Source organism: Streptomyces sp. NPDC057950 (genome assembly GCF_042887295.1).
GTDB lineage: Bacteria > Actinomycetota > Actinomycetes > Streptomycetales > Streptomycetaceae > Streptomyces > Streptomyces kaempferi.
The window spans coordinates 112,587-137,688 of record NZ_JBHVPP010000004.1 but is presented as its reverse complement, the minus strand read 5'-3'; the positions used below and the strand labels follow the sequence as shown (position 1 = coordinate 137,688).

Sequence of the window (25,102 nt, the reverse complement as noted above, 5' to 3'; positions counted from 1 at the left end):
GGTCGCCGTGGGGCGGCCGGGCCGGGCGGATCCCGGTGGCCGGGGTCCGCGACACTGGAAGACGTATCACCCGTACCACGCATCACCGGTATCACCTGGAGGAGTCCGACGATGAGCAGCACCGACAACCCGGCAGCAGGCGGCAGCCAGCCACGCGGCCCCGTCGACTCGTCCCGCGTCCCGCGGTACGCCGGCCCCGCGACCTTCGCCCGGCTGCCCCGCCTCGACGAGGTCGGCACCGCCGACGTCGCCGTGGTCGGCGTGCCGTTCGACTCCGGGGTCTCCTACCGGCCCGGCGCCCGCTTCGGCGGCAACGCGATCCGCGAGGCATCCCGGCTGCTGCGCCCGTACAACCCCGCGCAGGACGCCTCCCCCTTCGCCCTCGCCCAGGTCGCCGACGCCGGTGACATAGCGGCGAACCCGTTCAACATCAACGAGGCCGTGGAGACGGTCGAGGCGGCGGCCGACGAGCTGCTCGGCACCGGCGCCCGCCTGATGACCCTCGGCGGCGACCACACCATCGCGCTGCCTCTGCTGCGCTCCGTGGCGAAGAAGCACGGCCCGGTCGCCCTGCTCCACTTCGACGCGCACCTCGACACCTGGGACACGTACTTCGGCGCCGAGTACACCCATGGCACCCCGTTCCGCCGCGCCGTCGAGGAGGGCATCCTCGACACCTCCGCCCTCTCCCACGTCGGTACCCGCGGCCCGCTGTACGGCAAGCAGGACCTCACCGACGACGAGAAGATGGGCTTCGGCATCGTCACCTCGGCGGACATCTACCGCCGCGGCGCCGACGAGGTCGCCGACCAGCTGCGCCAGCGCATCGGAGACCGCCCGCTCTACATCTCCATCGACATCGACTGCCTCGACCCGGCGCACGCGCCCGGCACCGGGACCCCGGAGGCGGGCGGTATGACCTCCCGCGAACTCCTGGAGATCCTGCGCGGCCTGTCCTCCTGCAACCTGGTCTCCGCGGACGTGGTCGAGGTCGCGCCCGCCTACGACCACGCCGAGATCACCGCCGTCGCCGCGTCCCACACGGCGTACGAACTGACCACGATCATGTCCCGCCAGATCGCCCAGGAGAAGGCAGCGAAGTGACCCACGACCACGACCTGGTACTCCGTCCGTCGGCGGCGCAGACGGAGGCCGCGCTGAACCCGCCCCCCGGCCGCAACGGCGGCGACCTGGTCGTGGAGACCCTCTCCGGGCTCGGCGCGACCACCGTCTTCGGCCTGCCCGGCCAGCACGCGCTGGGCATGTTCGACGCGCTGCGCCGCTCGTCGCTCCAGTACGTGGGGCTGCGCGTCGAGAACAACGCGGGCTTCGCGGCGGACGCGTACGGCCGGATCACCGGGGAGGCCGCGCCGCTGCTGCTCTCCACCGGCCCGGGGGCGCTGACCTCGCTCGCCGCGCTCCAGGAGGCGGCCGCCGCCTCGGCCCCCGTCCTCGCGATCAGCAGCCAGATCCCGACCGCCGGACTGGGCGGCGGACGCCACGGCTATCTGCACGAACTCCCGGACCAGCAGGCATCGTTCAGAGGCGTCGTGAAGTCCGTGCACACCGTCCGCACGCAGTCGCAGATCCCCTCCGCCCTCGCGGCGGCCTGGGAGTCGGCGCTGACGGCCCCGCACGGACCGGTCTGGGTGGAGATCCCGCAGGACGTCCTCCTCGCCGAGACGGGCCTGCCGATGGTGACGCCGATGGACGCGACCCCCGAGGACGTCGTCCCGCGCCCCGAACTGACCGCGGTGGCAGCCCACTTGCTGTCCTCGGCGGCCCGCCCCGCGATCATCGCGGGCGGCGGTGTCGTACGGGCGGACGCCTCCGGCAAACTGCGCCTGCTCGCCGAGCGGCTGAACGCGCCGGTCGTCACCACCTTCGGCGGCAAGGGCGCCTTCCCCTGGGAGCACCCGCTGTCCCTCCAGTCCTGGCTGGAGGACCGGCACACCACCGACCTCCTGGAGGACGCGGACGTCCTGCTCGTGGTGGGCTCCGGCCTCGGTGAACTGTCCTCGAACTACCACACGTTCAAGCCCCGCGGCCGGGTGATCCAGATCGAGGCCGACCTCGGCAAGCTGGAGTCCAACCATCCGGCACTGGGCATCCACGCCGACGCCAGGCTCGCGCTCTCCGCGCTCCTGGAGACGGTCGACGAGCGCCCCGACCCGACAGCGCCCGAGCGCGTGCGCACGCTGCTCGCGCGGGTAGGCGAGCGCATCGCCGCGCAGGAACTCACCCTGGAGCAGGACGTGCTGGCGTCCGTGCGCCGCGCGCTGCCGGACGGCTCCCCGTCCTTCTGGGACATGACCATCCTGGCGTACTGGGCGTGGTCCGCCTTCGACCCCCGCAGGCCCAACACGATGCACTCCGCCCAGGGCGCCGGCGGCCTCGGCTACGGCTTCCCGGCGGCCCTCGGAGCGGCGGCCGCCGACCCGACCCGCCCGGTCCTCGCGGTCTCCGGCGACGGCGGAGCGCTGTACTCGATCGCCGAGCTGGCCACGGCGAAGCAGTACGGCCTCGACGTCACCTGGCTGATCGTCGACGACGGCGGCTACGGCATCCTGCGCGAGTACATGACCGACGCCTTCGGCCAGGCCACGGCGACGGAGCTGGCGCGCCCGGACTTCGTGGCCCTCGCCGAGTCCTTCGGTGTCCCGGGGATCCGTACGACCCCGGGGACACTCGAAGCCGACCTGTCGAAGGCGCTGGCCACCCCCGGACCGACGGTGGTGCTGCTCCCTGCGGTCCTGCGGATGTTCGCGCCCACGCACCTCGACGGCTGACCGGCTGCCGGACGCACCGGCTGCCGGACGGACCGGCCACCGCACCGGGCGGTGGCCGGTCCGAGCCGCTACCAGATCGCCTCGACCCACTCCGGGTGGTCGATGAACGGGTTGCGGTTGTGCTGGTAGCTGTCGTAGATGACCTGGTTGCGCTTCTCCTCGAAGGCGCTCGGCGGGTCCTGCTCGTTCCACTGCTTCAGCACGGACAGCTTGCCGATGTACGGGGCGCTGCCGTTGTTCACCTTCTCGTCGGGCTCCAGATCGGCGAACCCGTCGCCGCCGTCGTAGCGCACGGCCATGTAGAGGATCATGCGGGCCACGTCGCCCTTGTCCGCGTCGCGCGGCTCGAAGGAGTCGGAGTCGACCTTGCTGCCGCCGCCGCCCGTGACCGCGCTGCCGCCGTTGTCGAAGTCCAGGTTGCCGCGGATGCCGTTGACCTGGACGTCCGCGGGACGCAGGTGGTGCAGGTCGGTGCCGGGGCCGGTCACCTCGCCGAAGTCGCCGTGGGACTTGGCCCAGGTGTGCTCGCGGTTCCAGTCGCCGACGTCGCCTCCGTTGAGGGACTTGCTGCGGGAGACGCCGCTGTACAGCAGGATCACGTTGTTGCTGTTGTTCGGGTCCTGGTCGGTGACCTTCAGCGCGTTCCAGACCGCGGCGTACGAGATCTTGCTCTGGGTGCTGATGATGGTGTGCAGCGAGGACTTCAGGCTCGCGCCGGTCTTGCCGACCGCGTTCTTGTAGTACGTGCTGTCGTACACGGTCGTGGTGGCGCTCGCGGGAGTCGCGGTGACCGTCGGCAGGGTGAGGCCCACCAGTACGGCGGATGTGGTCAGCGCCAGCGTCTTCCAGCGGCGTATGTGCGTTGTCGCGGGCATCGTGGGGAGTCCGTTCTACGCGTGTTGATTGAGCAGGCAACGGGAGCGTGACATGCACATGCGGTGGGGGCAATGAACGGGCGGTGTCGGTTCCGTGTCGGAATCCGGCAAGTCGCCTTCCGGTAAGTCGCCTTCAGGGCACGCGACATGGCGCGGCGGGCGGCCCCGGCGGGGGTGAACGCCGCGCGGCTCCGTGGTGGTCGGCTCGACGCGGCGGCGGCCGCCCGGCGGGCGGCGCGGCACGCGCTCCGTGCGGGGGCGGGCCGCGGAGCCCCACGAACACGCGTACAACCCTCGGTCATCTCTGCGAGTCATGACAGTCGGGTGCGCCGCAGGCGCGCTCGTACTGGTCGAAGGGGATGGGGAACCTCCATGACTCACCGGATATCCCGGCGCGCCCGGATGCTCGCAGCGAGCCTCGGCGCCGGGGTGCTCGTGCCGTTCGCGGCGGCCGCGGCACCGGCCTCCGCCGCCGCGGCGCCGCAGGTCAGCTGTACGTCCGCCAAGGCGGGCCTGGCCGCCAAACTGCAGAAGGACATCACCGCGGCCCTGAAGAACCGTGCCGGCACCGTCGCCGTCGGACTCTACGACCGGACGACGAAGACGACCTGCACCCTGCGTGCCACCTCGGCCTACGACTCCGCCAGTGTGGTCAAGGTCACCGTGCTGGCCACGCTGCTGTGGGACGCCAAGAAGCACAACCGGTATCTGACCAGTCGTGAGCAGACGCTCGCCACGGCCATGATCACCAAGTCGGACAACACCGCGACCAGCACGCTGTGGAAGCAGCTCGGCGTGACCAAGGTGAAAGGTTTCCTCACCGCCGCCGGGATGACCGGGACCAAGCCGGGCGCGAACGGCTACTGGGGTCTCACCCAGATCACCGTGCGCGACGAGCAGAAACTGCTCGGGCTGCTCACCGCCAAGAACTCCGTGCTGAGCGACAACTCCCGCGCGTACGAGCTGAAGCTGATGGGCAAGGTCATCTCCTCGCAGCGCTGGGGCACCCCGGCCGGCGCGCCCTCCTCGGTCGCCGTGCACGTCAAGAACGGCTGGCTGTCGCGCTCCACGCACGGCTGGCGCGTGCACAGTGTCGGCACCTTCAACGGCGCCGGTCACGACTACATGATCACCGTGCTCACCCATGGGAACAGCACCATGAGCTACGGCGTCAGCACCATCCAGGGCGTCGCCAAGGCGATCCACAAGGACCTCGTGCCGGCCACCTCCAAGAGCAGCGCGAGCGTGCTGCGGTACGTGCCCACCGGCACCCCGCAGGAGGCGTCCGTGCCCGCGCCCGCGAGCTGACGGCGCGGCCGGGCTCCCCTGTTCCACGGCGAGTCCGCTCCCGGGCCACCGGCGCGTCCCGCCGTGACCGTCCACGCCTGAGATCCGTACCCGCCACCGGCACCGCCGGCCCGGCGGCGGCCACGTCGCTGACCGTCGCCGGCCCGGCCGGGGTCCTCACCGGCCCCGCCGTTCGCCTTCCGCCGCCGTCGAGACCTGCTCCGGCACGCGCGCTCGGCAGGACGACGTACGAGGGCATCCTCGCCGGCCATCTCGCCGCACTCGCCGCGCGCCGCGAAGGGCAGGCCACCCTCCGTGCGGCGGGACCGACCACCGACCGGCCGTCGCGCCGGCACCCGTGAACCGCGCCGGCACCCGTGAACCGTCCTTCACCGGGCGTCCGGGCCGAGCGGCCCGGGACCGATCCGCCGCTCGGCGACATCGAGGTGCTCGCCGGTAGCGGCCGGACCCGGGGCGGCCGCCCCGGCCCGCTCCCGGTCGGCGACGGCCACCGGAACGCGGCGCGGACCACCCGTCCGTACGCCGTGCGCGTGCTCCTGCCACGGACGGTGGGGGAATGATTGTTGCGGAGGGATGAAATCCGCTTCGTTCGGCGTTGGTGTCTTCCGGCGGAGTGAGATCTACGGAAGGCACCGGCGTGGCAGGTCAGCGGGGATGGGCACGGCGACTGGCCGGGTACGCGTGGCGGTACCCGAAGGACGTGCTTCTCGCGCTCGGGTCCGCGCTCGGCGGCATGGCCGTGCTGGCGGTGGTCCCGCTGATCACGAAGGTGATCATCGACGACGTCGTCGGGAACCACACCCGCTCCATGGCCCCCTGGGCGGGCGCGCTGATAGCGGCCGCCGTCGTCGTCTACGTCCTCACCTACATCCGCCGCTACTACGGCGGCCGTCTCGCCCTCGACGTCCAGCACGACCTGCGGACCGAGATGTACGACACGATCACCCGGCTCGACGGACGCCGGCAGGACGAGCTGTCCACCGGACAGGTCGTCGGCCGGGCCACCAGTGACCTTCAGCTGATCCAGGGCCTGCTCTTCATGCTCCCGATGACCATCGGGAACGTGCTCCTCTTCGTGATCTCGCTCGGGATCATGGCCTGGCTCTCCCTGCCGCTCACCCTGGTCGCGCTGGCCGTCGCCCCCGCCCTGTGGTTCGTCGCCAAGCGCAGCCGCTCCCGGCTGCACCCCGCCACCTGGTACGCGCAGGCCCAGGCCGCCGCCGTGGCGGGCGTCGTGGACGGCGCCGTCAGCGGTGTCCGCGTGGTCAAGGGCTTCGGCCAGGAGGACCAGGAGACCGGGAAGCTCCGGGAGGTCGGCCGACGGCTCTTCGCCGGACGGATGCGGACCATCCGGTTCAACGCGAGGTACACCCCCGCCCTCCAGGCCGTGCCCGCCCTCGGCCAGGTCGCGATGCTCGCGCTGGGCGGCTGGCTCGCCGTACGGGGGCAGATCACGCTCGGTACGTTCGTGGCGTTCTCCTCGTACCTCTCCCAGCTCGTCGGGCCCGTCCGGATGCTCGCGGTGGTCCTCACCGTCGGGCAGCAGGCACGGGCCGGCGCCGAGCGCGTGCTCGAACTGATCGACACCGAACCGGCCATCCAGGACGGCACCAAGACCCTCCCCGCCGACGCACCCGCGACCGTCGAGTTCGACGACGTGTCCTTCGCCTACGAGGACGGCCGACCGGTCCTGAACGGGCTGAGCTTCGAGATCCGGCCCGGCGAGACCCTCGCCGTCGTCGGCTCCTCGGGGTCCGGCAAGTCGACGGTGTCGCTGTTGATGCCCCGCTTCTACGACGTCACGCACGGCGCCGTCCTCGTCGGCGGCCACGACGTCCGCGAGCTCACGCAGGAGTCGCTGCGCGCCGCGATCGGCCTGGTCCCCGAGGACTCCTTCCTCTTCTCCGACACCGTGCGCGCCAACATCGCCTACGGCCGCCCCGACGCCACGCAGGAGGAGATCGAGGAGGCCGCCCGAGCCGCGCAGGCCGACCGCTTCATCACTGAGCTGCCCGCCGGCTACGACACCAAGGTCGGCGAGCACGGCCTGACGCTCTCCGGCGGCCAGCGCCAGCGTGTCGCCCTCGCCCGCGCCATCCTCACCGACCCGCGGCTGCTCGTCCTCGACGACGCCACCTCCGCCGTGGACGCCCGCGTCGAGCACGAGATCCACGAGGCGCTGAAGCAGGTCATGGAGGGCCGCACGACCCTGCTGATCGCACACCGCCGTTCCACCCTCAACCTCGCCGACCGCATCGCCGTCCTCGACGGCGGCCGGCTCGCCGACATCGGCACCCACGAGGAGCTCCAGGACCGTTCCCCGCTGTACCGGCGGCTGCTCACCGACCCGGACGAACTGGGCGGGGTCTCCCCGGGACACGCCCAGCCCGTCGCCGCGGCGGAGGACACCTCGGTACGCGAGGAACTGGACGCCGAGTTCGACGCCGAGCGCGGTGTCACCCCGCATCTGTGGACCGGCGACCGCGAGCCCAGGGACAACGCGCTGGCCGGCATGCCGGCCACACCCGAACTCCTCGCCCAGGTCGAGGCGCTGCCCCCGGCCACCGACACCCCGGCCATCGACGAGGCACGCGCGGTCACGCCCGAGGAGTCGTACGGACTGCGCCGGCTGCTGCGCGGCTTCGGCCTCCCGCTCCTGGTGAGCCTCGGCCTGGTCGCGGTCGACGCCGGTATGAGCCTGCTGCTGCCCGTGCTGATCCGGCACGGCATCGACCAGGGCGTCTCCAGGATGGCCCTCGGCGCGGTCTGGGCCGCGGCGGCCCTGGCGCTGGTCACCGTCCTCGTCCAGTGGTCGGCGCAGATCGGTGAGACACGGATGACGGGACGGACCGGCGAGCGGGTCCTGTACTCGCTCCGCCTGAAGATCTTCGCTCAGCTCCAGCGCCTCGGACTCGACTACTACGAGCGCGAGCTGACCGGGCGGATCATGACCCGGATGACGACCGACGTCGACGCCCTGTCCACCTTCCTGCAGACCGGCCTGGTCACCGCGTTCGTCTCCGTCGTCACCTTCTTCGGCATCATGGGCGCGCTGCTGGTGATCGACGTCCAGCTCGCGCTGGTCGTGTTCGTGACGCTGCCGCCGCTGGTCGTCGGCACGTTCTTCTTCCGCCGGGCGAGCGTGAAGGCGTACGAACTCGCCCGCGAGCGCGTCTCGGCGGTCAACGCCGACCTCCAGGAGTCGGTCTCGGGGCTCCTGATCCTGCAGGCATTCCGGCGCGAGCGCTCGGGCAGCCGGCGGTTCGCGGAGGGCAGCGCCGGCTACCGCGCGGCGCGCATCCGCGGACAGTGGCTGATCTCCGTCTACTTCCCCTTCGTGCAGCTGCTGTCGTCGGTCGCGGCGGCCGCGGTGCTGATGGTGGGCGCGCACCGGGTCGACGCCGGGACGCTGACGACCGGCGCGCTGGTCGCCTACCTCCTCTACATCGACCTGTTCTTCGCGCCCGTGCAGCAGCTCTCCCAGGTCTTCGACGGCTATCAGCAGGCGACGGTGTCGCTGGGCCGCATTCAGGAGCTGCTCCAGGAACCGACGTCGACACAGGCCGCCGCCGAGCCGCTGGAGGTGCTCTCGCTACGCGGCGACATCGCCTTCGAGGACGTCGGCTTCGCGTACGGCGACGACGAGGAGGCCCTCAGCGGTGTCTGCCTGACCATCCCGGCCGGACAGACCGTCGCCTTCGTCGGTGAGACCGGCGCGGGCAAGTCGACGCTGGTCAAGCTGGTCGCCCGCTTCTACGATCCGACGGGCGGGCGGGTCACCGTCGACGGCACCGACCTGCGCGCCCTCGACATCACCTCGTACCGCCACCGGCTCGGGGTGGTCCCGCAGGAGGCGTACCTCTTCCAGGGGACGGTCCGCGACGCCATCGCCTACGGCCGGCCCGGCGCGACCGACGCCCAGGTGGAGGCCGCCGCCCGCGCGGTCGGCGCGCACGACATGATCGCCACGCTGGACGGCGGCTACCTCCACGAGGTCGCCGAGCGCGGACGCAACCTCTCCGCGGGTCAGCGCCAGCTGATCGCGCTGGCCCGCGCCGAACTCGTCGACCCCGACGTCCTGCTTCTCGACGAGGCCACGGCCGCGCTCGACCTCGCCACGGAGAGCCTGGTCAACCAGGCCACCGACCGGCTCGCGGGCCGTCGTACGACCCTGGTCGTCGCCCACCGGCTGACCACGGCCGCCCGCGCGGACCGGGTCGTGGTCATGGACCGCGGCCGGGTCGCGGAGGACGGCACGCACGACGAACTGCTCCTGCTCGACGGCCGGTACGCGGAGCTGTGGCGGACCTTCGTGGGGGCGTCGGAGCCGGAGGAGCCGGTCGGCTCCACCGCCTGACGCCCGCCCGCTCAGCCCTTCTGCCTGATGTCGGAGATCTTCTTCGTCGACAGGTCCGACTGGACGGCCAGATAGGTGTACGTCGGGTGCTGGGCGGAGCCCCAGGTCAGGCGGACGGTCGACCAGGTGTGGCCCGCGCCGCTGTCGCCCGCCGTCACCTTCCAGGCACGCGGCACGTCCTGGGCGCGCAGGACGCCGTCCGCGTGCTCACGGCCCTCCCACCTGGCCAGCCGGTTACGCAGGTCCGAGGTCAGGTAGAAGGAGCGCAGCTGCGGGCCGAGACGGCCGGCTCCCTGGTCGGTCACGGCGTCGATGTAGGCGCCGTAGAAGTCGGCCACCCGGTCGTACGCCGGGCCGTTGGCGCCGGCGCGTGGGGGCGGGGGAGTGGGGGAACCGGCGAACGCGGGCACGGAGGCACCGGCCGCGGCGAGGACCGCGGCGCCGGCGAACGCGCCGACGGCGGCGCGGGACCGGGACGTGCGGGACCGGGGCGAGTGCGAACGGGACGTGCGGGACATCGGGTACCACCTTTCGCTTTTCTGACCAGTTGGACACCGGTCAAAGCGGCGCGGTTGCCCTGTAAGCGGAAAAAAACCCGTCCGGGTCACAGGGGGGCGCACGGCCGGGCGCGCGCAACCATCAGACATACGTTCTGCGTCCGTACACCAGTACGCTCAATGGTCGGGGAGGGGCGATTGTGGACAGTGGTGCTATCCGTCGGCGCACGGCGCTCGGTCTGGCTGTGCTGACCGCCTCCGGGCTGCTCGCGTTGGTATGCCCGGGGAGCGCGCAGGCCGCCTCGTACTGCTCGGGACACAAGGTGCGCACGGTCCCCTTCGCGACCGGCTCCGTGCAGCTCTACCGGAGCGGCGGTTACGTCTGCGCCGTGACGCTCCCCAAGAAGCAGCAGGCGCAGAAACGGCCGATGTCGGTCAGCGTGCAGGCGCGCGGCAACCGGCCGGTGACCGACGCGGGCCGCTTCTCGCACCACGCGGGCCCGGTCACCGTCCACGCGGGCCACCGTTGCGTCCGTATCAGGGGCTCGGTCGGCTCGGGCTCCGTGAGCTCGGGCTGGATCCTGTGCTGAGCCGGGCGGTCCCGGCCGGAGCCCCCGCCCTTCCCGGCTGAATCACGGCGAAGTCACAGAATTCCCTCAAGTCCCCCTGGTGTCAGGCCAGTTGCTCCGCTAGGTTCCGGCGGACAGCTGTGTAACTCCAGGGGAGGGTGCATGCGCAAGGCGCTCAGATGGCTGCTGGCGCTCACCGTGCTCATAGGCACGCTGAGCACGGCCGGGGCGGCCACCGCCGCCCAACCGGAGGCCATCACCGGCACCACCAGCACCACCACGCAGGACATCAAGGACCGTCTCCTCGCGATACCGGGCATGAGCCTGATCGAGGAGAAGCCGTACACCGGCTACCGCTTCTTCGTCCTCGGCTACACCCAGCCGATCGACCACCGGCACCCGTCCAGGGGAACGTTCCAGCAGCGCATCACGGTGCTGCACAAGGACACCGCACGCCCGACGGTCTTCTACACCGGCGGCTACAACGTCTCCACGACCCCGAGCCGCCGCGAGCCGACCCAGATCGTGGACGGCAACCAGGTCTCGATGGAGTACCGCTTCTTCACCCCGTCCCGTCCCGCGCCGGCCGACTGGTCCAAGCTCGACATCTGGCAGGCCGCCAGCGACCAGCACCGCATCTTCGAGGCCCTCAAGCCGGTCTACCGCCAGAGGTGGATCTCGACGGGCGGCTCCAAGGGCGGCATGACCGCCACGTACTACGAGCGCTTCTACCCGCGCGACATGGACGGCGTGGTCGCCTACGTCGCCCCGAACGACGTGGTCAACGACGAGGACTCGGCGTACGACCGCTTCTTCAGGAACGTCGGCACCAAGGAGTGCCGCGACAAGCTGGACGCGGTGCAGCGCGAAGCGCTGGTGCGCCGGAAGCCGCTGGAGAAGAAGTACGCCCAGTACGCCGCCGACAACGGCTACACCTTCACCACGATCGGCAGCCTGGACAAGGCGTACGAGGCCGTCGTCCTCGATTACGTGTGGGGCTTCTGGCAGTACAGCCTGCTGGCCGACTGCGCGACGATCCCCGCCGACGCGCCGCACGCCACGGACGACGCGATCTGGGACTCCATCGACACCATCTCCGGTTTCTCGGCCTACACCGACCAGGGCCTGGAGACGTACACCCCGTACTACTACCAGGCGGGCACACAGCTCGGCGCGCCCACGATCCACTTCCCGTACATCGAGAACAAGCTGATCCGCTACGGCTACCAGCCACCGCGGAACTTCGTGCCGCGCTCCATCCCGATGACGTTCCAGCGGTCGGCGATGCGGGACGTGGACACATGGGTCGCGCACCACGCCCACCACATGCTCTACGTCTACGGGCAGAACGACCCGTGGGGCGCGGAGCGCTTCCGCCTCGGCAGGGGCGCCCGTGACGCGTACGTCTTCACGGCTCCCGGCCTCAACCACGGTGCCAACGTCGCCGGTCTCGTACCCGACGAGAAGGCGCTCGCGACGGCCCGCATCCTGCAATGGGCCGGCGTCGCCTCCGCGGCCGTCCAGGCCGACCCGTCGGCGGCCCGGCCGCTGGCCGGATTCGACGCGAGGCTCGACCGGCGCGACATCGAGCGCGAGCCCGCGCTGCGCCCGTAAGGCACGGCTGCGCCCGCCCACCGGTCACACCGGGCGGGCGCAGCCCACCGGTCTGCCGCCGCCCAACTGGACGTAGAGGGCCGTGGCGGACGGGCACTCGGAGCGCTCGGCGACCGCGGAGGTCACCCGGTACTCCGGGGGCTTCCTGCCCTTGCCGTCGCAGGCGGTCTCACGGACCTGACCGCTGCCCGCGCTGTAGACGCAGTCGCCGACGATCGTGCGGGGGCCTCCGCCGCCGCCCGGGTCGCCGGGGTGCGGGGCCTCCAGCTTGCGCATGCAGGCGTAGCCCTGCGGGACCGCGCTGTCGCCGTTCCCGTCCGCGGCGGCCCGGGTCTCGCTGATGTGCAGGACGAAGTCGGTGGTCGGCGGGCACGGCGGGCCGTCGGTGACCGCGCCGTCGTAGCGGGCGACCACGCGGGCCGCGGCCCGTTCGCTGGTGCAGGGCACCTCGGTGAAGCTGGTCGTCCCGAAGGAACTGCACTCGTCGACCGCGAGGAACACCGCGCCGTAGCCGGAGGGTCCGGCCGACGTCGTCACCGCGCTGGGTCCGGCGCTTTCGGAGTCCGACCAGTGGCCGCAGCCGGTGAGCGCGGCCACGGCCGGCAGCAGCGCGCACATCACCCCGGCACAACGCCGACCCACCGAGCTGGCTCGCATGGCTTCCCCCCGATACCCCCGTCCAGCGTGACCCGCCGCGACGGGCACACGCCAGACATCCGGGGTGCTTTGCGTATGTTGGGGGTGGTGCGCCCGGTCTGCGGCGTAGGGCTAGTACGTCATTCCGTACCCGATCGGATACAGCACCTGAGCAGGGTCGTCCGCCCGCTGGACCGCGACCGGAAGCCTGCCCCGCGGCTTCACCCGGCCGGCGATGACCCGTGCGGCGGCCCGCAGTTCGACGTCCGTCCAGGAGTACGCCGCCAAGTGGGCGGTGGCGGAGGGGAGATGAGCCACGTCGTACGGATTCCGGAGGGCGATCACGACGACCGGCACACCGGTGGCGACCAGCCGGTCGACGAGTGTCCGCTGGGAACTCGCCGCCGTGACGTTGTACGTCCCGACGACCACGGCGTCCGCTCCCGCGGCGGCCGCGACCGCGCCGTCGATGGCCGCCCCGGTGGGCGCCGTCCCCGTGGACAGCGCCGTCGCCGTGAAGCCCAGCGCGGTCAGGGCGGTCGCGAGGACGGTGGTGGGCGGGCCGTCGGTGCCGGAGGGCGAGGCCGGGTCGGCGCCCACGATCAGCAGCTTCTTGTGCGTACGCCGGGAGAACGGCAGCAGGCCCCGCTGGTTGACCAGCAGGGTCGTCGTGCGTTCGGCGATCCGGTCGGCCGCCCTGAGGTGGGCCGCGGTGCCGACCGAGCGGTCGACCCCGGCGTCGCTGACGTACGGGTTCTCCAGCAGCCCGAGCCTCGCCTTGAGGCGCAGGACGCGCAGGAGCGACTCGTCGAGGCGGGCCTCGGTCAGCTCGCCGCCGCGCACCGCGTCGAGCACGGCGTGCCAGGCGACGTCGATGGACGGCGGGTTGAGGAGCTGGTCGACGCCGGCCTTCAGGGCCAGCACGGGGACGCGGTCGTCGCCGTACTTCGTCCGCACGCCCTCCATGCCGAGCGCGTCCGTCACCACGACGCCGTCGTAGCCGAGTTCCCCGCGCAGGATGCCGGTGAGGATGGGGTGGGAGAGCGTGGCCGGGTCACCGGCCGGGTCGAGCGCCGGGACCATGATGTGGGCGGTCATGATCGAGTCGATGCCGGCCCGGATCGCGGCCCGGAAGGGCACGGCGTCGAGGTCCGACCACAGCTCACGGCTGTGCGTGATGACCGGGAAGCCGAAGTGACTGTCCACGGCCGTGTCGCCGTGCCCCGGGAAGTGCTTGGACGTGGCGGCCACGCCCGCGCCGCGGTATCCCTCCACCTCGGCGGTCACCAGCCGGGCCACCGCGTCCGGATCGGCGCCGAAGGAGCGCACGCCGATGACCGGGTTGGCCGGGTTGACGTTCACGTCGGCGACCGGGGAGTAGTCCTGCCGGATGCCGAGCGCGCGCAGTTCGGCCCCGCCGAGCCTCCCCACGGTGCGGGCGTCCTCCCGTGAGCGGCCCGCGCCCAGCGCCATCGCGCCCGGGAAGAGCGTCGCGGGCTTGCCGACCCTGGCCACTATGCCGTGCTCCTGGTCGGTGGAGATCAGCACGGGCAGGCCGCGCGGCTGGGCCAGGGAGACCCGCTGGATGCCGTTGGACAGAGCCGCGATCTGGTGCGGGTCGCGGGTGTTGTGGGCCCAGGTGAAGTAGATGATGCCGCCGACGCGGTAGCGGGCGATCAGCTCGGCGGCCGTTCTGACGCCGAGTTCCGCGAGGTTGGCGTCGATGTCCGCCTGGTCGGGGGCGGTGGCCGAGTGACCGTACACCCGCATCACGAAGAGCTGGCCGACCTTCTCCTCCAGCGTCATGCGCGAGATCAGGGCGCGGAGTGACGTTTCGTCATGATGGCCCCCGGCGGCTCGGGCGGGGACCGCGCCCAAGGAGAGAGCGGCGGTGGTTCCGGCGGTGGCGGCGAGAACCGTACGTCTGGACGGTTGTGCGGTGCTTCCCGTGCTGGAGTCGCGCACGAGCGCTCCTTCCCTCGTGAAGGAAACTTCCGAGGAGTCACGAATATCCTGGAAGTTTCTTCCAGTCAAGAGGGTGCACCGTAGCCGGACAGGGGCCGTCACCGGCGCAGTTGGAGGGGGGCGCGCCGGTGACGGCGTGCTGCCGGCCGCAGGCGGCGGAGAGGGTGGTCAGCGATCGCAGCCAGCAGCGAGGCCGACACCGCACTGCGGAGACTCGTGCGGCAGCATGCGGATTGGACGAGCCGGCACCGGTCCGGGTTCCCCGATTCCGGCTGATCGGCGAAGTCGGTACGGGAGTGCCGGGCGGGTCGGGTGGGGCGCCGAGGCGCTGCTCACGGGGCGTCGTGCCGGGACGCCGAGGCCCAGTGGGACCGGAGCGTACGGACCGTCTCCGCGATGGCCGGACGCCGCGCCGCGCCGGTGCGCCACAGCGCGTACAGCCGTCGTACGGGCATCGGGTCGAGCGGCACCTCCACCACCCCGTCGGGAAGCGCGCCACGCCCGAGCCGGGGGATGAGCGCGACCCCGAGCCCGGCCGCGACCAGGGCGACGAGGGTCGGGTTCTCGTCCGCCTGGTGGACGATGTGCGGCTCGCAGCCCGCCGCGCGCAGGGTGCGCACCAGCCAGTCGTGGCACACCCGTCCGGGCGGCTGGCAGATCCACCGCTCGCCGGCCAGCTCCTCCCGCCGCACGGACACCCGCCCGGCGAGGGGATGCCCGGCGGGCACGAGGAGGTCGCAGAGGTCGTCCCCGATCACCGCCTGCTCCACACCCGGCGGGGCGGGGAGCCGTGCGATGTCCCAGTCGTGCGCGACGGCCACGTCGACGGCGCCCTTGGCGACCAGGTCCACGGAGAGGTGCGGGTCGACCTCGGTGAGCCGGGTGTCGAGGGCCGGATGCCGGACGGCCAGGTCGGCCAGTACGGCGGGCAGCAGCCCGCGTGCCGCACTGGCGAACGCGGCGAGGTCCAGCCGGCCCGCGGGCACCCCGCGCCGCTCCTCGAGTTCGGTCTCGGCCCGCTCCACGATGGCCATCAACTGCTGTGCTGTGGAAGCCAGTTGAAGGGCCTGCTCGGTGAGCCGCACGCCGCGTCCGCGCCGTTCGAGCAGTACGGTCCTGGTCTCCCGCTCCAACTTGGCGATCTGCTGGGACACGGCGGAGGGCGTGTACCCGAGCGCGGCCGCGGCGGCGCCGACCGTGCCGTGCACGGAGACGGCGTGCAGGGCACGCAGTCGCTGGAGATCGAGCACGACCCGCCCCTTTCATCAGGAATGCTTCATCCAACCATGCAGCAGGATTCGCTGGTGCTTAACGGTTCGTGGGCGTGATCCTCGACCCATGCGACCCGCCCACCTCTGTCTCGCCGTCCTCGTCGCCGCTGTCTGGGGCGTGAACTTCACCGTCGTCGAGATCGGCCTCGGCCACTTCCCGCCCCTGCTCTTCTCGGCACTGCGTTTCCTGGTGGCCGCGCTGCCCGCGGTGTTCTTCGTGGGGCGGCCCAAGGTCGCGTGGAAGTGGATCGTGGCGGTGGGACTGGTCCTGGGCGTCGCCAAGTTCGGACTGCTCTTCATCGGCATGGACGCCGGGATGCCGGCCGGTCTGTCGTCCCTCGTCCTCCAGATCCAGGCGGTCTTCACGGCGCTCATCGCCCATGTCGTCCTGGGTGAACGGCCCACCGGCGTCCGGCTCGCGGGTATGGCGGTGGCGCTGTGCGGCGTGGGCCTGGCCGCCGTGGACGAGGGCGCCGGCGGCCCGCTCGGCGCCTTCGCCCTGGTGATCGCGGCGGCCGCCTGCTGGGGCGTGTCCAACGTCCTCACCCGCAAGGCGTCCCCGCCCGACTCCCTCAACTTCATGGTGTGGGTGAGCACCGTCCCCGTACTGCCGCTCCTGGGGCTCTCGCTGCTGACGGAGGGCCCGGCCCGGGACCTCGACGCGCTGCGCGCCCTCGACTGGCGGGGCGCCGGAATCGTGGTCTACGTCGCCTGGATCACGACCGTCCTCGGCTTCGGGGCATGGGGCTGGCTGCTGCACCGCCACCCCGCGTCCACGGTCGCGCCCTTCTCGCTCCTGGTCCCGGTCTTCGGCATGTCGTCGGCGGCCCTGTTCCTGGGCGAGTCGATCGGCCCACTGCGCTGGGGAGCGGCGGCGCTGCTGGTGGGAGGGGTGGCACTGACCTCGCTCGCACCCTCGCGGACGGCCCGCGCGAGGGTCCGCCCGGCGGACGGTCCGACGCGGGACCGGATCGGGGAGCCGGCATGAGTTCCCGGGTTTCCGGGGCGGGAGAGTCGGCCCGCCCCGGGGAGCCGCTTCCCGGGGCGGGGCCGTCCGTCAGTGCGGGATGCCGTCGATCAGTTCGCGGGCCCCCTGGCGCAGGAGGGCGACGGCGACCGACGTGCCGAGGGTTGCGGCGTCGAGGCGGCCCGCCCACTCGTGCGCGTGCAGGACCGTCTTGCCGTCCGGAGTGAACACGCAGGCGCGCAGCGACAGTTCGCCGGCACGGTCGACCTTCGCGTAGCCCGCGATCGGTGAGTTGCAGTGGCCCTGCAGGACATGCAGGAACATGCGCTCCGCGGTGGCCTCGCGGTGCGTGTCCGGGTCGCCGAGGTCGCTGATCGTCTCGATCACGTCCGTGTCGCCCTCGCGGCACTGGAGGGCCAGGATGCCCGCGCCGATCGGCGGCATCATCGTCTCGGGCGACAGGACCTCGCTGATCACGTCCGCGCGGCCGATGCGTTCGAGCCCGGACACCGCGAGCAGCAGCGCGTCCGCCTCACCCGCCGCCAGCTTCTCCAGCCGACGGTTGGCGTTGCCCCGGAACGGCACGCACTCCAGGTGCGGGTGCGAGGCGGCGAGCTGCGCGACGCGTCGCACGGAGGAGGTGCCGATCCGGGCGCCCTGCGGCAGCTCGTCTAGGGTGAGCCCGGCGGGGTGGATCAGCGCGTCGCGGATGTCGTCCCGGGCGAGGAAGGCGGCGAACATCGTTCCCGCGGGCAGCGGGCGGTCCGCGGGGATGTCCTTCACGCAGTGCACCGCGAGGTCGGCCTCGCCCGCCAGCAGCGCCGCGTCGACCTCCTTGGTGAACGCGCCCTTGCCCTCGACCTTGGACAGGTCGCCCATCCACTTGTCACCGGTGGTCTTCACCGGGACGACCTCGGTGCGGATCTCAGGGTGGAGCGCGCTCAACTCGGCGCGTACGCGCTCCACTTGGGCCAGGGCCATGGGGGAGTCGCGAGAGACGATACGGATCAGTTCCGGGGCCGACATGCCGCCCACGATAGCCGGTTTGCCGGGGGTGGGTGGGGGGTAAGGCGATCGCCCCAGGTCGTGGCGTGGAATCGGTGGGGGTGGCTCGCGGGTGGGGGTGGGGGTGCGGCGGTGGAGAGGTGGTGGGTACGGGTGCGGCGGTGGGGAGGTGGTGGGTACGGGTGCGGCGGTGGGGAGGTGGTGGGTACGGGTGCGGCGGTGGGGAGGTGGTGGGTACGGGTGCGGCGGTGGGGAGGTGGTGGGGGTGGTTCGCGGCGGTGGGGTGATGGTGGGGGTGGTTCGCGGCGGTGGGGTGATGGTGAGGGTGGTTCGCGGTCACGGGCGCGGTGGCGGGGAGGCGGCATGGGCGCCGCGGCGGGGTGCGGTGGCGGGTGCTCGGGTGCTCGGATGCTCAGCCGGTGACCGGCTCGGCGGGGGGCTCAGCGGCCGGGGTACCCGCCGGCCCGGAGTCGGTGTCCTCCGTGCTCCGGAGTTCGGCCGTACTCACGCCGACGGCCACGACCGCCAGCACGCACAGCAGCCCACCGCTGACCAGGGCGGTCGTACCGGAGGTCCAGCCGGCCACCAGGCCCCCGCGCAGGCTGCCCAGGTTGGGGCCCGCCTGGCCGACGATCTGTTCGGCGGCGGTGACCCGGCCGAGCAGCGCGTCCGGCGTGCGCGTCTGGACGATGGTGCTGCGGGAGATGACGGACACGGTGTCGGCGGCACCCGCCAGCACCAGCAGCCCGAGACCGGCCCATGGGTTCGTCATCAGACCGAAGAGGGCGAGGGCGATGCCCCAGACGGCGGCGCCGCAGAGCATCACCGGACCCGGGTGGGCGAGGCGGGTGAGCGAACCCGACAGGGCCGAGGCGCCGATGCCGCCGATCGCGAGCGCCGACAGGAAGAGGCCGAGCGTGCGCGGGTCGTCGCCGAACCGCTCGGCGTTGATCAGCGGGAACAGGCTCAGCGGCATCGACAGCACCGTCGCGGCCAGGTCGGTGATCAGGGCGCCGCGTACCACCCGGTGGCCGGCCAGGAACGCCAGCCCGTCCATCACGCCGCGCAGCCCGGCCCGTGACTGCTCGCCCTCGGGCGGCAGCGGCGGCAGCCCGAACGCGGCGTAGAAGGAGAAGCCGAAGCTGACGGCGTCCACCAGATAGCAGACGCTCACGCCTCCCCAGCCCAGGACGAGACCACCGAGGGCCGGGCCCGCCAGCAGCATCGCCTGGAAGAAGATCTGGTTGAGGGCCAGCCCGGCCGCCACCTGGTCCTTGGCCAGCAGTCGCGGTACGAACGTGCCCGCCGCCGGGCCGCCGACCGCGCCGAAGGCGGACTGCGCCGCGACCAGCGCGAGCACCACCGGCACCGGCGGGTGTCCGGCGAGGGCCTGCACGGCCAGCAGCGCGGAACAGGCCGCCTGGCCCGCCGTGGAGGCCAGGTACAGCCGCCGCCGGTCGCCGCGGTCCGCCAGCGAACCGGCGAACAGCCCGAACGCGATCAGCGGCAGGGCCTGCGCCAGGCCGACCGCACCGGTCCACACCGTGCTGTGCGTGGACTGCCAGACCTGGTACATGACGGCGACCATCGTCATCATGGTGCCGAGCACGGAGGCCGTCCGGCCGATCAGCAGCCGACGGAAGACGGGTGAGGTCCGCAGCGGGCGGACGTCGATCAAGGTGTGCGTCAGGCCCACGGGGTGGCCCGGATTCGGGTGGGACGGTGCTCGGTCACCGGCGGAGGCTAACCACTGACCCCGTGCTCGTGCCAATCAGTTTCGTTCCCGCGTCGTCCCGCTGCGGTCCGCACGGGCGCCCGGTGCCGGGTACGGATGGGGGTGTGGGGCTACGCCGACTCGTTCAGCAGACGCCCGAGGTGGTCCCGGCCCGGACCCAGCAGTTCCGGGAGCGGCGCGGCGGCCTCGTACCACCGCTTCTCGTACTCCCAGCACAGCCAGCCGTCCCAGCCCTCCCGGGAGAGCAGTTCGACACACTCCGCGAGCGGCAGAACTCCGGCGCCCAGCGGGAGCGGGGTGGTGTCCTCTGCGGAGGCGATGTCCTTGACCTGCACATAGCCGAGGTACGTGCACAGCGCCGCGTACGTCGACGGCGGCTCCTCGCCGCCGAGCCAGGTGTGCATGACGTCCCACAGCGCGCCCACGTGGTGATGGCCGACCAGGCCCAGGATCCGCATCGCGTCCGCGCCGGTGCGGTGCGAGTCGTGGGTCTCCAGCAGGACGCGTACGCCCACGTCGGCGGCGTACTCCGCGGCCGTGCCGAGCCGTCGCGCCGCCGTCGCGTCGGCCTCCTCGGCGCTCTGTCCGGCGCTCGCGCCCGGGAAGACACGGACGAAGGGGGCCGAGAGGTCCCGCGCCAGGTCCAGGAGTTCGCGGATCTCGGCGACGACGGGGGCGTCGTCACCGGGCGCCGCCACCCGCGCGTACCCGGCCAGACCCATGATCTCGACACCGCCCGCCTCGAACGCGGCGGCGACCCCGGCCCGCTCGGCCGGCCCGAGCCCGGGGTGCACCGGCTCCTCGGGGTGCGCGCGCAGCTCCACACCGTGATAGCCGTGCGTGGCGGCGAGTCGTACGACGTCGGGGACGGGGAGTGCGGGCACGCCCAGCGTGGAGAAGGCCAGCTTCATGGACCGGGACCCTACCCGGCACCGCGGATCATCCCGGGGAGACGTGCAGGTCCAGTCGCCAGTCCTGGCCGACGAGATCCGCGCCGAAGGAACGGTGCGGTTTCTCGGCGACGAGGGAGAAACCATGGCGCCGGTAGACGCGGCCGGCCGCGGTCAGGACGTCGTTGGTCCACAGGACGAGGTCCCGGTAGCCGCCGTCCCGCGCGAAACCGACGACCGCCTCGACCAGCCGGTCCCCGATGCCGAGACCGCGGGCGTCCGGCTCGACGAGGAGCAGGCGCAGCCGGGCCGTGCCCGGGGCGTCGTCCCGCACGCACATCACGCCTCCGACCGGCCGTCCGGCCAGCTCGGCGATCCAGACCCGCTCCAGGTGCGGATCGTGGTCCTCGGCGAAGTCCGCGACGATCCGGGCGACCAGGCCCTCGTAGTCGGTGTTCCAGCCGTACTCGGCGGCGTACAGCGCGGCGTTGCGCTGCACGATCCAGCCGAGGTCGCCGGGGACCGGCTCACGCAGCACGACGTCCTCGCGGTGACGGCGCGCGCTCGGGGCGGCTCGGCGGGAGGACAGGAGCGTGCGCACGGTGTGCATCGCCTCGGCGAGGCGGGGGCGGTCGTCGGCCGGGACGGTCGCCAGCAGGGCCTCGACGGATTCCCGCGAGCGCGCGTCCAGGACGGCCGCGGTCTCCCGGCCGTGCTGCGTGAGCGTGATCCGGCGGCGGCGCGGGTCGCGTTCGGAGGGCGTACGTTCGATCAGTCCGTCCTGCTCGAACTTGCTCAGGATCCGGCTCAAGTACCCGGAGTCCAGGGACAGTTCGCCACCGAGGTCGACGGCGTCGGTGTGCGGGGAGTGGGCGAGCTCGTACAGCACGCGGGACTCGGTGAGGGTGTACGGGGCGTTGAGGTGGCGGCCGTGGTCGAGTGCGCCGATGACGTTCGTGTAGAAGCGGTTGAAGGAGCGGATGTCCTGGACGGTCATGGTCAACCCCGGATGTCGGCTCTGATTATCGGCTCTTGGCGATCGGTGCGGGTGGACGCGGGGGAGCGGGGGCTGTATGTGGCGGGGGGTTGGACTGGGGTCGTCGTGGGGACGGTTGACTCAGTCAGAGGTACGGGTCGAGCGTACGGGGGTGGACGAGGTGGAGTCCACGGGGTGGAGTCCACGGGGTGGGCGTGTCCGGTGGTCGTGGAGCCCGCGTGAAGGCGGCCAAGCCCCGGCGACGTTCCGGCGACCCGGGTCATGGCTTGGCCAACCCCCTTCCGTACGTTGTCCACAAGTTCACCGCGCGCCTCTGCCAACCCTCAGGAACCCCTAGGAGAGTGAAACGGCGGGGTCCGCCCCGGCGTGGCCCCGCAGTTCGACTCCGGAGAGCTGACGAAGTCTCAAGAAGGGGCGTCCATGACCGAGTTGACACGTCGTAGACTGCTGGGTTCGGCCGCCGGCGCGCTGGGCGGCGCCGCGGCACTCTCCCTCCTCCCACCGAGCGTCCAGAAGGCCGTCGCCGCCGGACCGCCCCGCCGCGGATCGCTCCGCGACATCGAGCACGTCGTCATGCTGATGCAGGAGAACCGGTCCTTCGACCACTACTTCGGCACGCTGTCGGGCGTCCGGGGTTTCGCCGACCCCCACGCGCTGGAGCTCGACACCGGGCGGTCGGTCTTCTACCAGCCCGATGCCGTGAACCCGAAGGGGTACCTGCTCCCCTTCCACCTCGACACCCATACGTCCAGCGCCCAGGCCATCCCCTCCACGAGCCACGCGTGGGCGGTGCAGCACGAGGCGTGGAACGGCGGCCGGATGGACCGGTGGCTGCCGGCGCACCGCAAGGCGGACGGGGTGAACGGTCCGTATGTGATGGGGTACTACACGCGTGAGGACATCCCGTTCCAGTTCGCGCTCGCCGAGACGTTCACCCTCTGCGACAACTACTTCTGCTCGGTGTTCGGGCCCACCTGGCCCAACCGGCTCTACTGGATGACGGGGACGATCGATCCGGGCGGGACCCGGGGCGGCCCGGTCCTCGTCAACAAGGCGCCGACTCCGTACCGGTGGACGACGTACGCGGAGCGGCTGCAGGCGGCCGGCGTCAGCTGGAAGGTGTACCAGCAGGACGACGACTACGGCTGCAACATGCTGGAGCAGTTCGCGAACTTCCGTGCGGCGGCGCCGGGATCGGACCTGTACGAGCGGGGGGTGCGGCCGCAGCCGGAGGGGACGTTCGAGGACGACGCCCGCAACGACCGGCTGCCGGCGGTGTCGTGGATCATGCCGACCAGTCACCAGTCGGAGCATCCGGACTATCTGCCCGCGGCGGGTGCGGATTTCGTCGCCTCGAAGATCGAGGCGATCGCGTCGAACCCGAAGGTGTGGCGGAAGACGGCGTTCATCCTCAACTACGACGAGAACGACGGCCTGTTCGACCATGTGCCGCCACCCACGCCGGCGGCCGGGACGGCGGACGAGTTCGTGCAGGGGCTGCCGATCGGGGGTGGGTTCCGGGTGCCCGCGATCATCGTCTCGCCGTGGACGGTGGGGGGCTGGGTGGCGACGGAGTCGTTCGACCACACGTCGGCGCTGCAGTTCCTGGAGCGGTTCACGGGGGTCGAGGAGCCCAACGTCAGCGACTGGCGTCGGTCGGCGTTCGGTGACCTCACGTCCGCGTTCCGTTTCTCCCACTCCCGTCCGCGTGCGCCGCGGCTGCCGGACGACACGGCGGAGCAGTTGGAGAAGGCGAAGGAGGAGGTGGCGACACTGCCGAAGCCGACGCTTCCTGGTGCCGACCAGTCCTTCCCGCACCAGGAGCGGGGGCGCCGGCCGCACGTGTGAGCGGCTGCCGGGGCCTGGGCCTGGGCCGGGGCCTGGGCTTGGGCCGGGGCCGGTGGGTGGGTCGGGGCCGTGCCGGTGTGTCGAGGCCGTCGCCGCTGGATCAGGCGTGGGCCGAGTATGGGAGCCGCTGCTCGATCCGAACGTAAGCGACGGCCTTGCGGCACACCGGCACGGCCCCTCGCGTGCGTCGGCGGCTGCGGGTGGGGGGCTTCGTCGGCGCTGGGCGCGCGTATTCAGTGCGTTCGAAGCCGTTCGGCGCGGGTCGGTCGGCGTCTCTGGGCCGTCCGTGACCACTCGGCGCGCGCCCGCATTTTCAGCCCGTCCGGCGTTTGAGGACGAGCCCTTCGGGTGAGGGGCTCCAGGGGGCGGAGCCCCTTGGCGGGGGGCTGGGGGCGGAGCCTCCAGGTGGAGGATGGGTCGGGTAGGGGCGGCGGGGGCGAAGGAAGGGTTTTCGGGGGCGTCCGGCGAGAGCGCGGGGCGCCTCAAGCCTTGGGCACCCCGGTGGACCCCCGCACCATCAACTCCCCCCGCACCGTGGCGATCCCCCCGGGAGGAGCCTCTTCGCGACCCATCGCGACCCGCCCCGCCCGCGCCCCCGCCTCCGACAACGGCAACCGCACCGTCGTCAGCGCGGGCACCACGTCGACACTGAACGGCAGGTCGTCGAACCCGGCGACCGACACGTCGTCCGGGATGCGCAACCCCGCGTCACGCAACGCCGCGCACGCGCCGAGCGCGACGGTGTCGTTCGCGGCGACGACCGCCGTCAGACCCGGCTCCCTGCGCAGGAGCTCGACCGTCGCCTCGTACCCGGAGCGGCGGTCGTAGCGTCCGTGCACGGTCCACCGCGGATCGTCCTCGACGCCGTGCGCGGCGAGCGCGGCCCGGTGCCCCTCCAGCCGGTGCCGGGTCGTGGTCCGCTCCTCGGGCCCGGCGATGTACCCCATCCGCCGATGCCCGAGGCCGATCAGATGCTCGGTGAGCCGCTGCCCGCCACCCCGGTTGTCGAAGGTGAGCGCGATCGCCCCGGGGGCGTCCGGCGCGGGCGGCCGTCCGCACAGCACCACCTGGGTACCCGCCTCGCCGAGCTTGCGCAGCTTCGCCGCGACCGCCGCCGCGTGCGGCGCGTCCTCGACGGCGCCCCCGGTCAGCACGACAGCCGCGGCGCGCTGCCGCTGAAGCAGCGTGAGGTACGTCAGCTCGCGCTCCGCGACACCACCGGTGTTGCACACCACCCCGAGCCGCTCCCCGCCCGCACGGCCCCCGGGACCCTCGATCTCCGACTGGATCGCGGCCGCCATGATCCCGAAGAACGGGTCGGCGATGTCGTTGACCAGGATCCCGACCAGGTCGGAGGTGGCGGCGGCCAGCGAACTGGCGGGCCCGTTCAGTACGTAGTCCAGTTCGTCCACCGCGCGCAGCACCCGCTCGCGCGTGGACGCCGCGACGGGATAGTTCCCGTTCAGCACCCGGGACACGGTCGCGGGCGAGACCTGCGCCCGCGCCGCCACGTCCGCCAGGGTCACGGTCATCTCGTCGTCCTCCGGTCACGCGTCTCGTCGTCGTGGTGCAAACAGGCGGGTGCGAGGAGTCGGGGCACTGAGGCGCACGGCCATGCGTAGCGCACACCCCCCCCGCACCCGTGTACGCCCGCCACGTGCGGGTCCATCCGATCGTGCCCGCGCCCGCAAGTCCAGACGTCCGGCCGGTCGAACATCTCGTCACTCGCGTGGTCTTGTCCGATCGGCTGGACAGAGGCTAGCTTCTCTCCCGGATGGA

18 protein-coding genes are annotated in these 25,102 nt (G+C 72.2%); 8 read left to right on the top strand and 10 right to left on the bottom strand.

The window, feature by feature from the left end; all coding sequences use genetic code 11:
- Positions 1–111: 111 nt before the first annotated feature.
- A complete protein-coding gene (speB, locus tag ACFVTC_RS09520; protein ID WP_390125763.1) occupies positions 112–1,104 on the top strand; it encodes an agmatinase in 993 nt (330 codons plus the stop codon).
- Positions 1,101–2,789, top strand: coding sequence for a thiamine pyrophosphate-binding protein (locus ACFVTC_RS09515; protein WP_390125760.1), 1,689 nt, complete (start codon positions 1,101–1,103; stop codon positions 2,787–2,789). Before speB ends, ACFVTC_RS09515 begins: the two co-directional genes overlap by 4 nt.
- 68 nt (positions 2,790–2,857) lie before the next feature.
- Here ACFVTC_RS09515 and ACFVTC_RS09510 read toward each other — a convergent pair whose 3' ends face one another.
- Positions 2,858–3,664 (bottom strand): endonuclease I family protein, encoded by an 807-nt coding sequence (locus tag ACFVTC_RS09510; protein WP_390125758.1) that lies wholly within the window; start codon positions 3,662–3,664, stop codon positions 2,858–2,860.
- 402 nt (positions 3,665–4,066) lie between these two features.
- Between ACFVTC_RS09510 and ACFVTC_RS09505 the strand changes: the two genes are divergently transcribed.
- Together ACFVTC_RS09505 and ACFVTC_RS09500 are read left to right on the top strand one after the other, a co-directional pair.
- Positions 4,067–4,972 carry a serine hydrolase gene (locus ACFVTC_RS09505; RefSeq protein ID WP_390126202.1) on the top strand — a complete coding sequence of 302 codons (906 nt, stop codon included), beginning with the start codon at positions 4,067–4,069 and terminating at the stop codon, positions 4,970–4,972.
- A 637-nt stretch (positions 4,973–5,609) separates the two neighbouring features.
- The gene (locus ACFVTC_RS09500) at positions 5,610–9,329 is read left to right on the top strand and encodes an ABC transporter ATP-binding protein (RefSeq protein WP_390125756.1); all 3,720 of its coding nucleotides are present in this window, start codon (positions 5,610–5,612) and stop codon (positions 9,327–9,329) included.
- Between the two features lie 11 nt (positions 9,330–9,340).
- Here the strand turns inward: ACFVTC_RS09500 and ACFVTC_RS09495 are convergent, their stop codons facing one another.
- Positions 9,341–9,847: a hypothetical protein gene (locus ACFVTC_RS09495; RefSeq protein WP_390125754.1), complete on the bottom strand. Its 507-nt coding sequence runs from the start codon at positions 9,845–9,847 to the stop codon at positions 9,341–9,343.
- Between the two features lie 179 nt (positions 9,848–10,026).
- On the opposite strand from ACFVTC_RS09495, the gene ACFVTC_RS09490 reads away from it, so the two are divergent.
- Both ACFVTC_RS09490 and ACFVTC_RS09485 read left to right on the top strand, forming a co-directional pair.
- A complete protein-coding gene (locus ACFVTC_RS09490; protein ID WP_390125752.1) occupies positions 10,027–10,416 on the top strand; it encodes a hypothetical protein in 390 nt (129 codons plus the stop codon).
- A gap of 141 nt (positions 10,417–10,557) precedes the next feature.
- Entirely contained in the window at positions 10,558–12,009 is a 1,452-nt protein-coding gene (locus tag ACFVTC_RS09485) for a S28 family serine protease (protein ID WP_390125750.1), read from the top strand.
- A gap of 24 nt (positions 12,010–12,033) precedes the next feature.
- Here ACFVTC_RS09485 and ACFVTC_RS09480 read toward each other — a convergent pair whose 3' ends face one another.
- From ACFVTC_RS09480 to ACFVTC_RS09470, 3 genes are all read right to left on the bottom strand, one after another.
- The gene (locus ACFVTC_RS09480) at positions 12,034–12,666 is read right to left on the bottom strand and encodes a hypothetical protein (protein WP_390125748.1); all 633 of its coding nucleotides are present in this window, start codon (positions 12,664–12,666) and stop codon (positions 12,034–12,036) included.
- A 111-nt stretch (positions 12,667–12,777) separates the two neighbouring features.
- A complete protein-coding gene (locus tag ACFVTC_RS09475; protein WP_390125746.1) occupies positions 12,778–14,610 on the bottom strand; it encodes a glycoside hydrolase family 3 protein in 1,833 nt (610 codons plus the stop codon).
- 332 nt (positions 14,611–14,942) lie between these two features.
- Complete coding sequence (locus ACFVTC_RS09470) at positions 14,943–15,860, bottom strand: LysR family transcriptional regulator (protein WP_168528235.1); 918 nt, start codon at positions 15,858–15,860, stop codon at positions 14,943–14,945.
- Between the two features lie 88 nt (positions 15,861–15,948).
- Between ACFVTC_RS09470 and ACFVTC_RS09465 the strand changes: the two genes are divergently transcribed.
- On the top strand, positions 15,949–16,869 hold the full coding sequence (locus ACFVTC_RS09465; protein WP_390125744.1) for an EamA family transporter: 921 nt from the start codon (positions 15,949–15,951) through the stop codon (positions 16,867–16,869).
- 69 nt (positions 16,870–16,938) lie between these two features.
- Here ACFVTC_RS09465 and hemC read toward each other — a convergent pair whose 3' ends face one another.
- The 4 genes from hemC to ACFVTC_RS09445 form a co-directional block, all read right to left on the bottom strand.
- The gene (gene hemC / locus ACFVTC_RS09460; RefSeq protein WP_390125742.1) at positions 16,939–17,874 is read right to left on the bottom strand and encodes a hydroxymethylbilane synthase; all 936 of its coding nucleotides are present in this window, start codon (positions 17,872–17,874) and stop codon (positions 16,939–16,941) included.
- 391 nt (positions 17,875–18,265) lie between these two features.
- On the bottom strand, positions 18,266–19,549 hold the full coding sequence (locus ACFVTC_RS09455) for an MFS transporter (protein ID WP_390125740.1): 1,284 nt from the start codon (positions 19,547–19,549) through the stop codon (positions 18,266–18,268).
- A 149-nt stretch (positions 19,550–19,698) separates the two neighbouring features.
- The gene (locus ACFVTC_RS09450; RefSeq protein WP_390125738.1) at positions 19,699–20,499 is read right to left on the bottom strand and encodes a sugar phosphate isomerase/epimerase family protein; all 801 of its coding nucleotides are present in this window, start codon (positions 20,497–20,499) and stop codon (positions 19,699–19,701) included.
- 28 nt (positions 20,500–20,527) lie between these two features.
- Positions 20,528–21,475, bottom strand: a complete 948-nt coding sequence (locus ACFVTC_RS09445) for a GNAT family N-acetyltransferase (RefSeq protein ID WP_390125737.1) — start codon at positions 21,473–21,475, stop codon at positions 20,528–20,530.
- Positions 21,476–21,895: 420 nt separating this feature from the next.
- Here ACFVTC_RS09445 and ACFVTC_RS09440 point away from each other — a divergent pair, with 420 nt between their 5' ends.
- Positions 21,896–23,323, top strand: a complete 1,428-nt coding sequence (locus tag ACFVTC_RS09440; RefSeq protein WP_390125735.1) for an alkaline phosphatase family protein — start codon at positions 21,896–21,898, stop codon at positions 23,321–23,323.
- A gap of 482 nt (positions 23,324–23,805) precedes the next feature.
- Here the strand turns inward: ACFVTC_RS09440 and ACFVTC_RS09435 are convergent, their stop codons facing one another.
- Positions 23,806–24,855 carry a LacI family DNA-binding transcriptional regulator gene (locus ACFVTC_RS09435; RefSeq protein WP_390125733.1) on the bottom strand — a complete coding sequence of 350 codons (1,050 nt, stop codon included), beginning with the start codon at positions 24,853–24,855 and terminating at the stop codon, positions 23,806–23,808.
- Positions 24,856–25,102: the final 247 nt, after the last annotated feature.

What these genes read in the sequence shown, in the direction of transcription:
- ACFVTC_RS09485 (WP_390125750.1), top strand. Translation starts at nt 10,558, where the DNA reads ATGCGCAAGGCGCTCAGATGGCTGCTGGCGCTCACCGTGCTCATAGGC.
- ACFVTC_RS09495 (WP_390125754.1), bottom strand. Translation starts at nt 9,847, where the DNA reads ATGTCCCGCACGTCCCGTTCGCACTCGCCCCGGTCCCGCACGTCCCGG.
- ACFVTC_RS09465 (WP_390125744.1), top strand. Translation starts at nt 15,949, where the DNA reads ATGCGACCCGCCCACCTCTGTCTCGCCGTCCTCGTCGCCGCTGTCTGG.
- ACFVTC_RS09440 (WP_390125735.1), top strand. Translation starts at nt 21,896, where the DNA reads ATGACCGAGTTGACACGTCGTAGACTGCTGGGTTCGGCCGCCGGCGCG.
- speB (WP_390125763.1), top strand. Translation starts at nt 112, where the DNA reads ATGAGCAGCACCGACAACCCGGCAGCAGGCGGCAGCCAGCCACGCGGC.
- ACFVTC_RS09505 (WP_390126202.1), top strand. Translation starts at nt 4,067, where the DNA reads ATGCTCGCAGCGAGCCTCGGCGCCGGGGTGCTCGTGCCGTTCGCGGCG.
- ACFVTC_RS09450 (WP_390125738.1), bottom strand. Translation starts at nt 20,499, where the DNA reads ATGAAGCTGGCCTTCTCCACGCTGGGCGTGCCCGCACTCCCCGTCCCC.
- hemC (WP_390125742.1), bottom strand. Translation starts at nt 17,874, where the DNA reads ATGTCGGCCCCGGAACTGATCCGTATCGTCTCTCGCGACTCCCCCATG.
- ACFVTC_RS09510 (WP_390125758.1), bottom strand. Translation starts at nt 3,664, where the DNA reads ATGCCCGCGACAACGCACATACGCCGCTGGAAGACGCTGGCGCTGACC.
- ACFVTC_RS09480 (WP_390125748.1), bottom strand. Translation starts at nt 12,666, where the DNA reads ATGCGAGCCAGCTCGGTGGGTCGGCGTTGTGCCGGGGTGATGTGCGCG.
- ACFVTC_RS09445 (WP_390125737.1), bottom strand. Translation starts at nt 21,475, where the DNA reads ATGACCGTCCAGGACATCCGCTCCTTCAACCGCTTCTACACGAACGTC.
- ACFVTC_RS09435 (WP_390125733.1), bottom strand. Translation starts at nt 24,855, where the DNA reads ATGACCGTGACCCTGGCGGACGTGGCGGCGCGGGCGCAGGTCTCGCCC.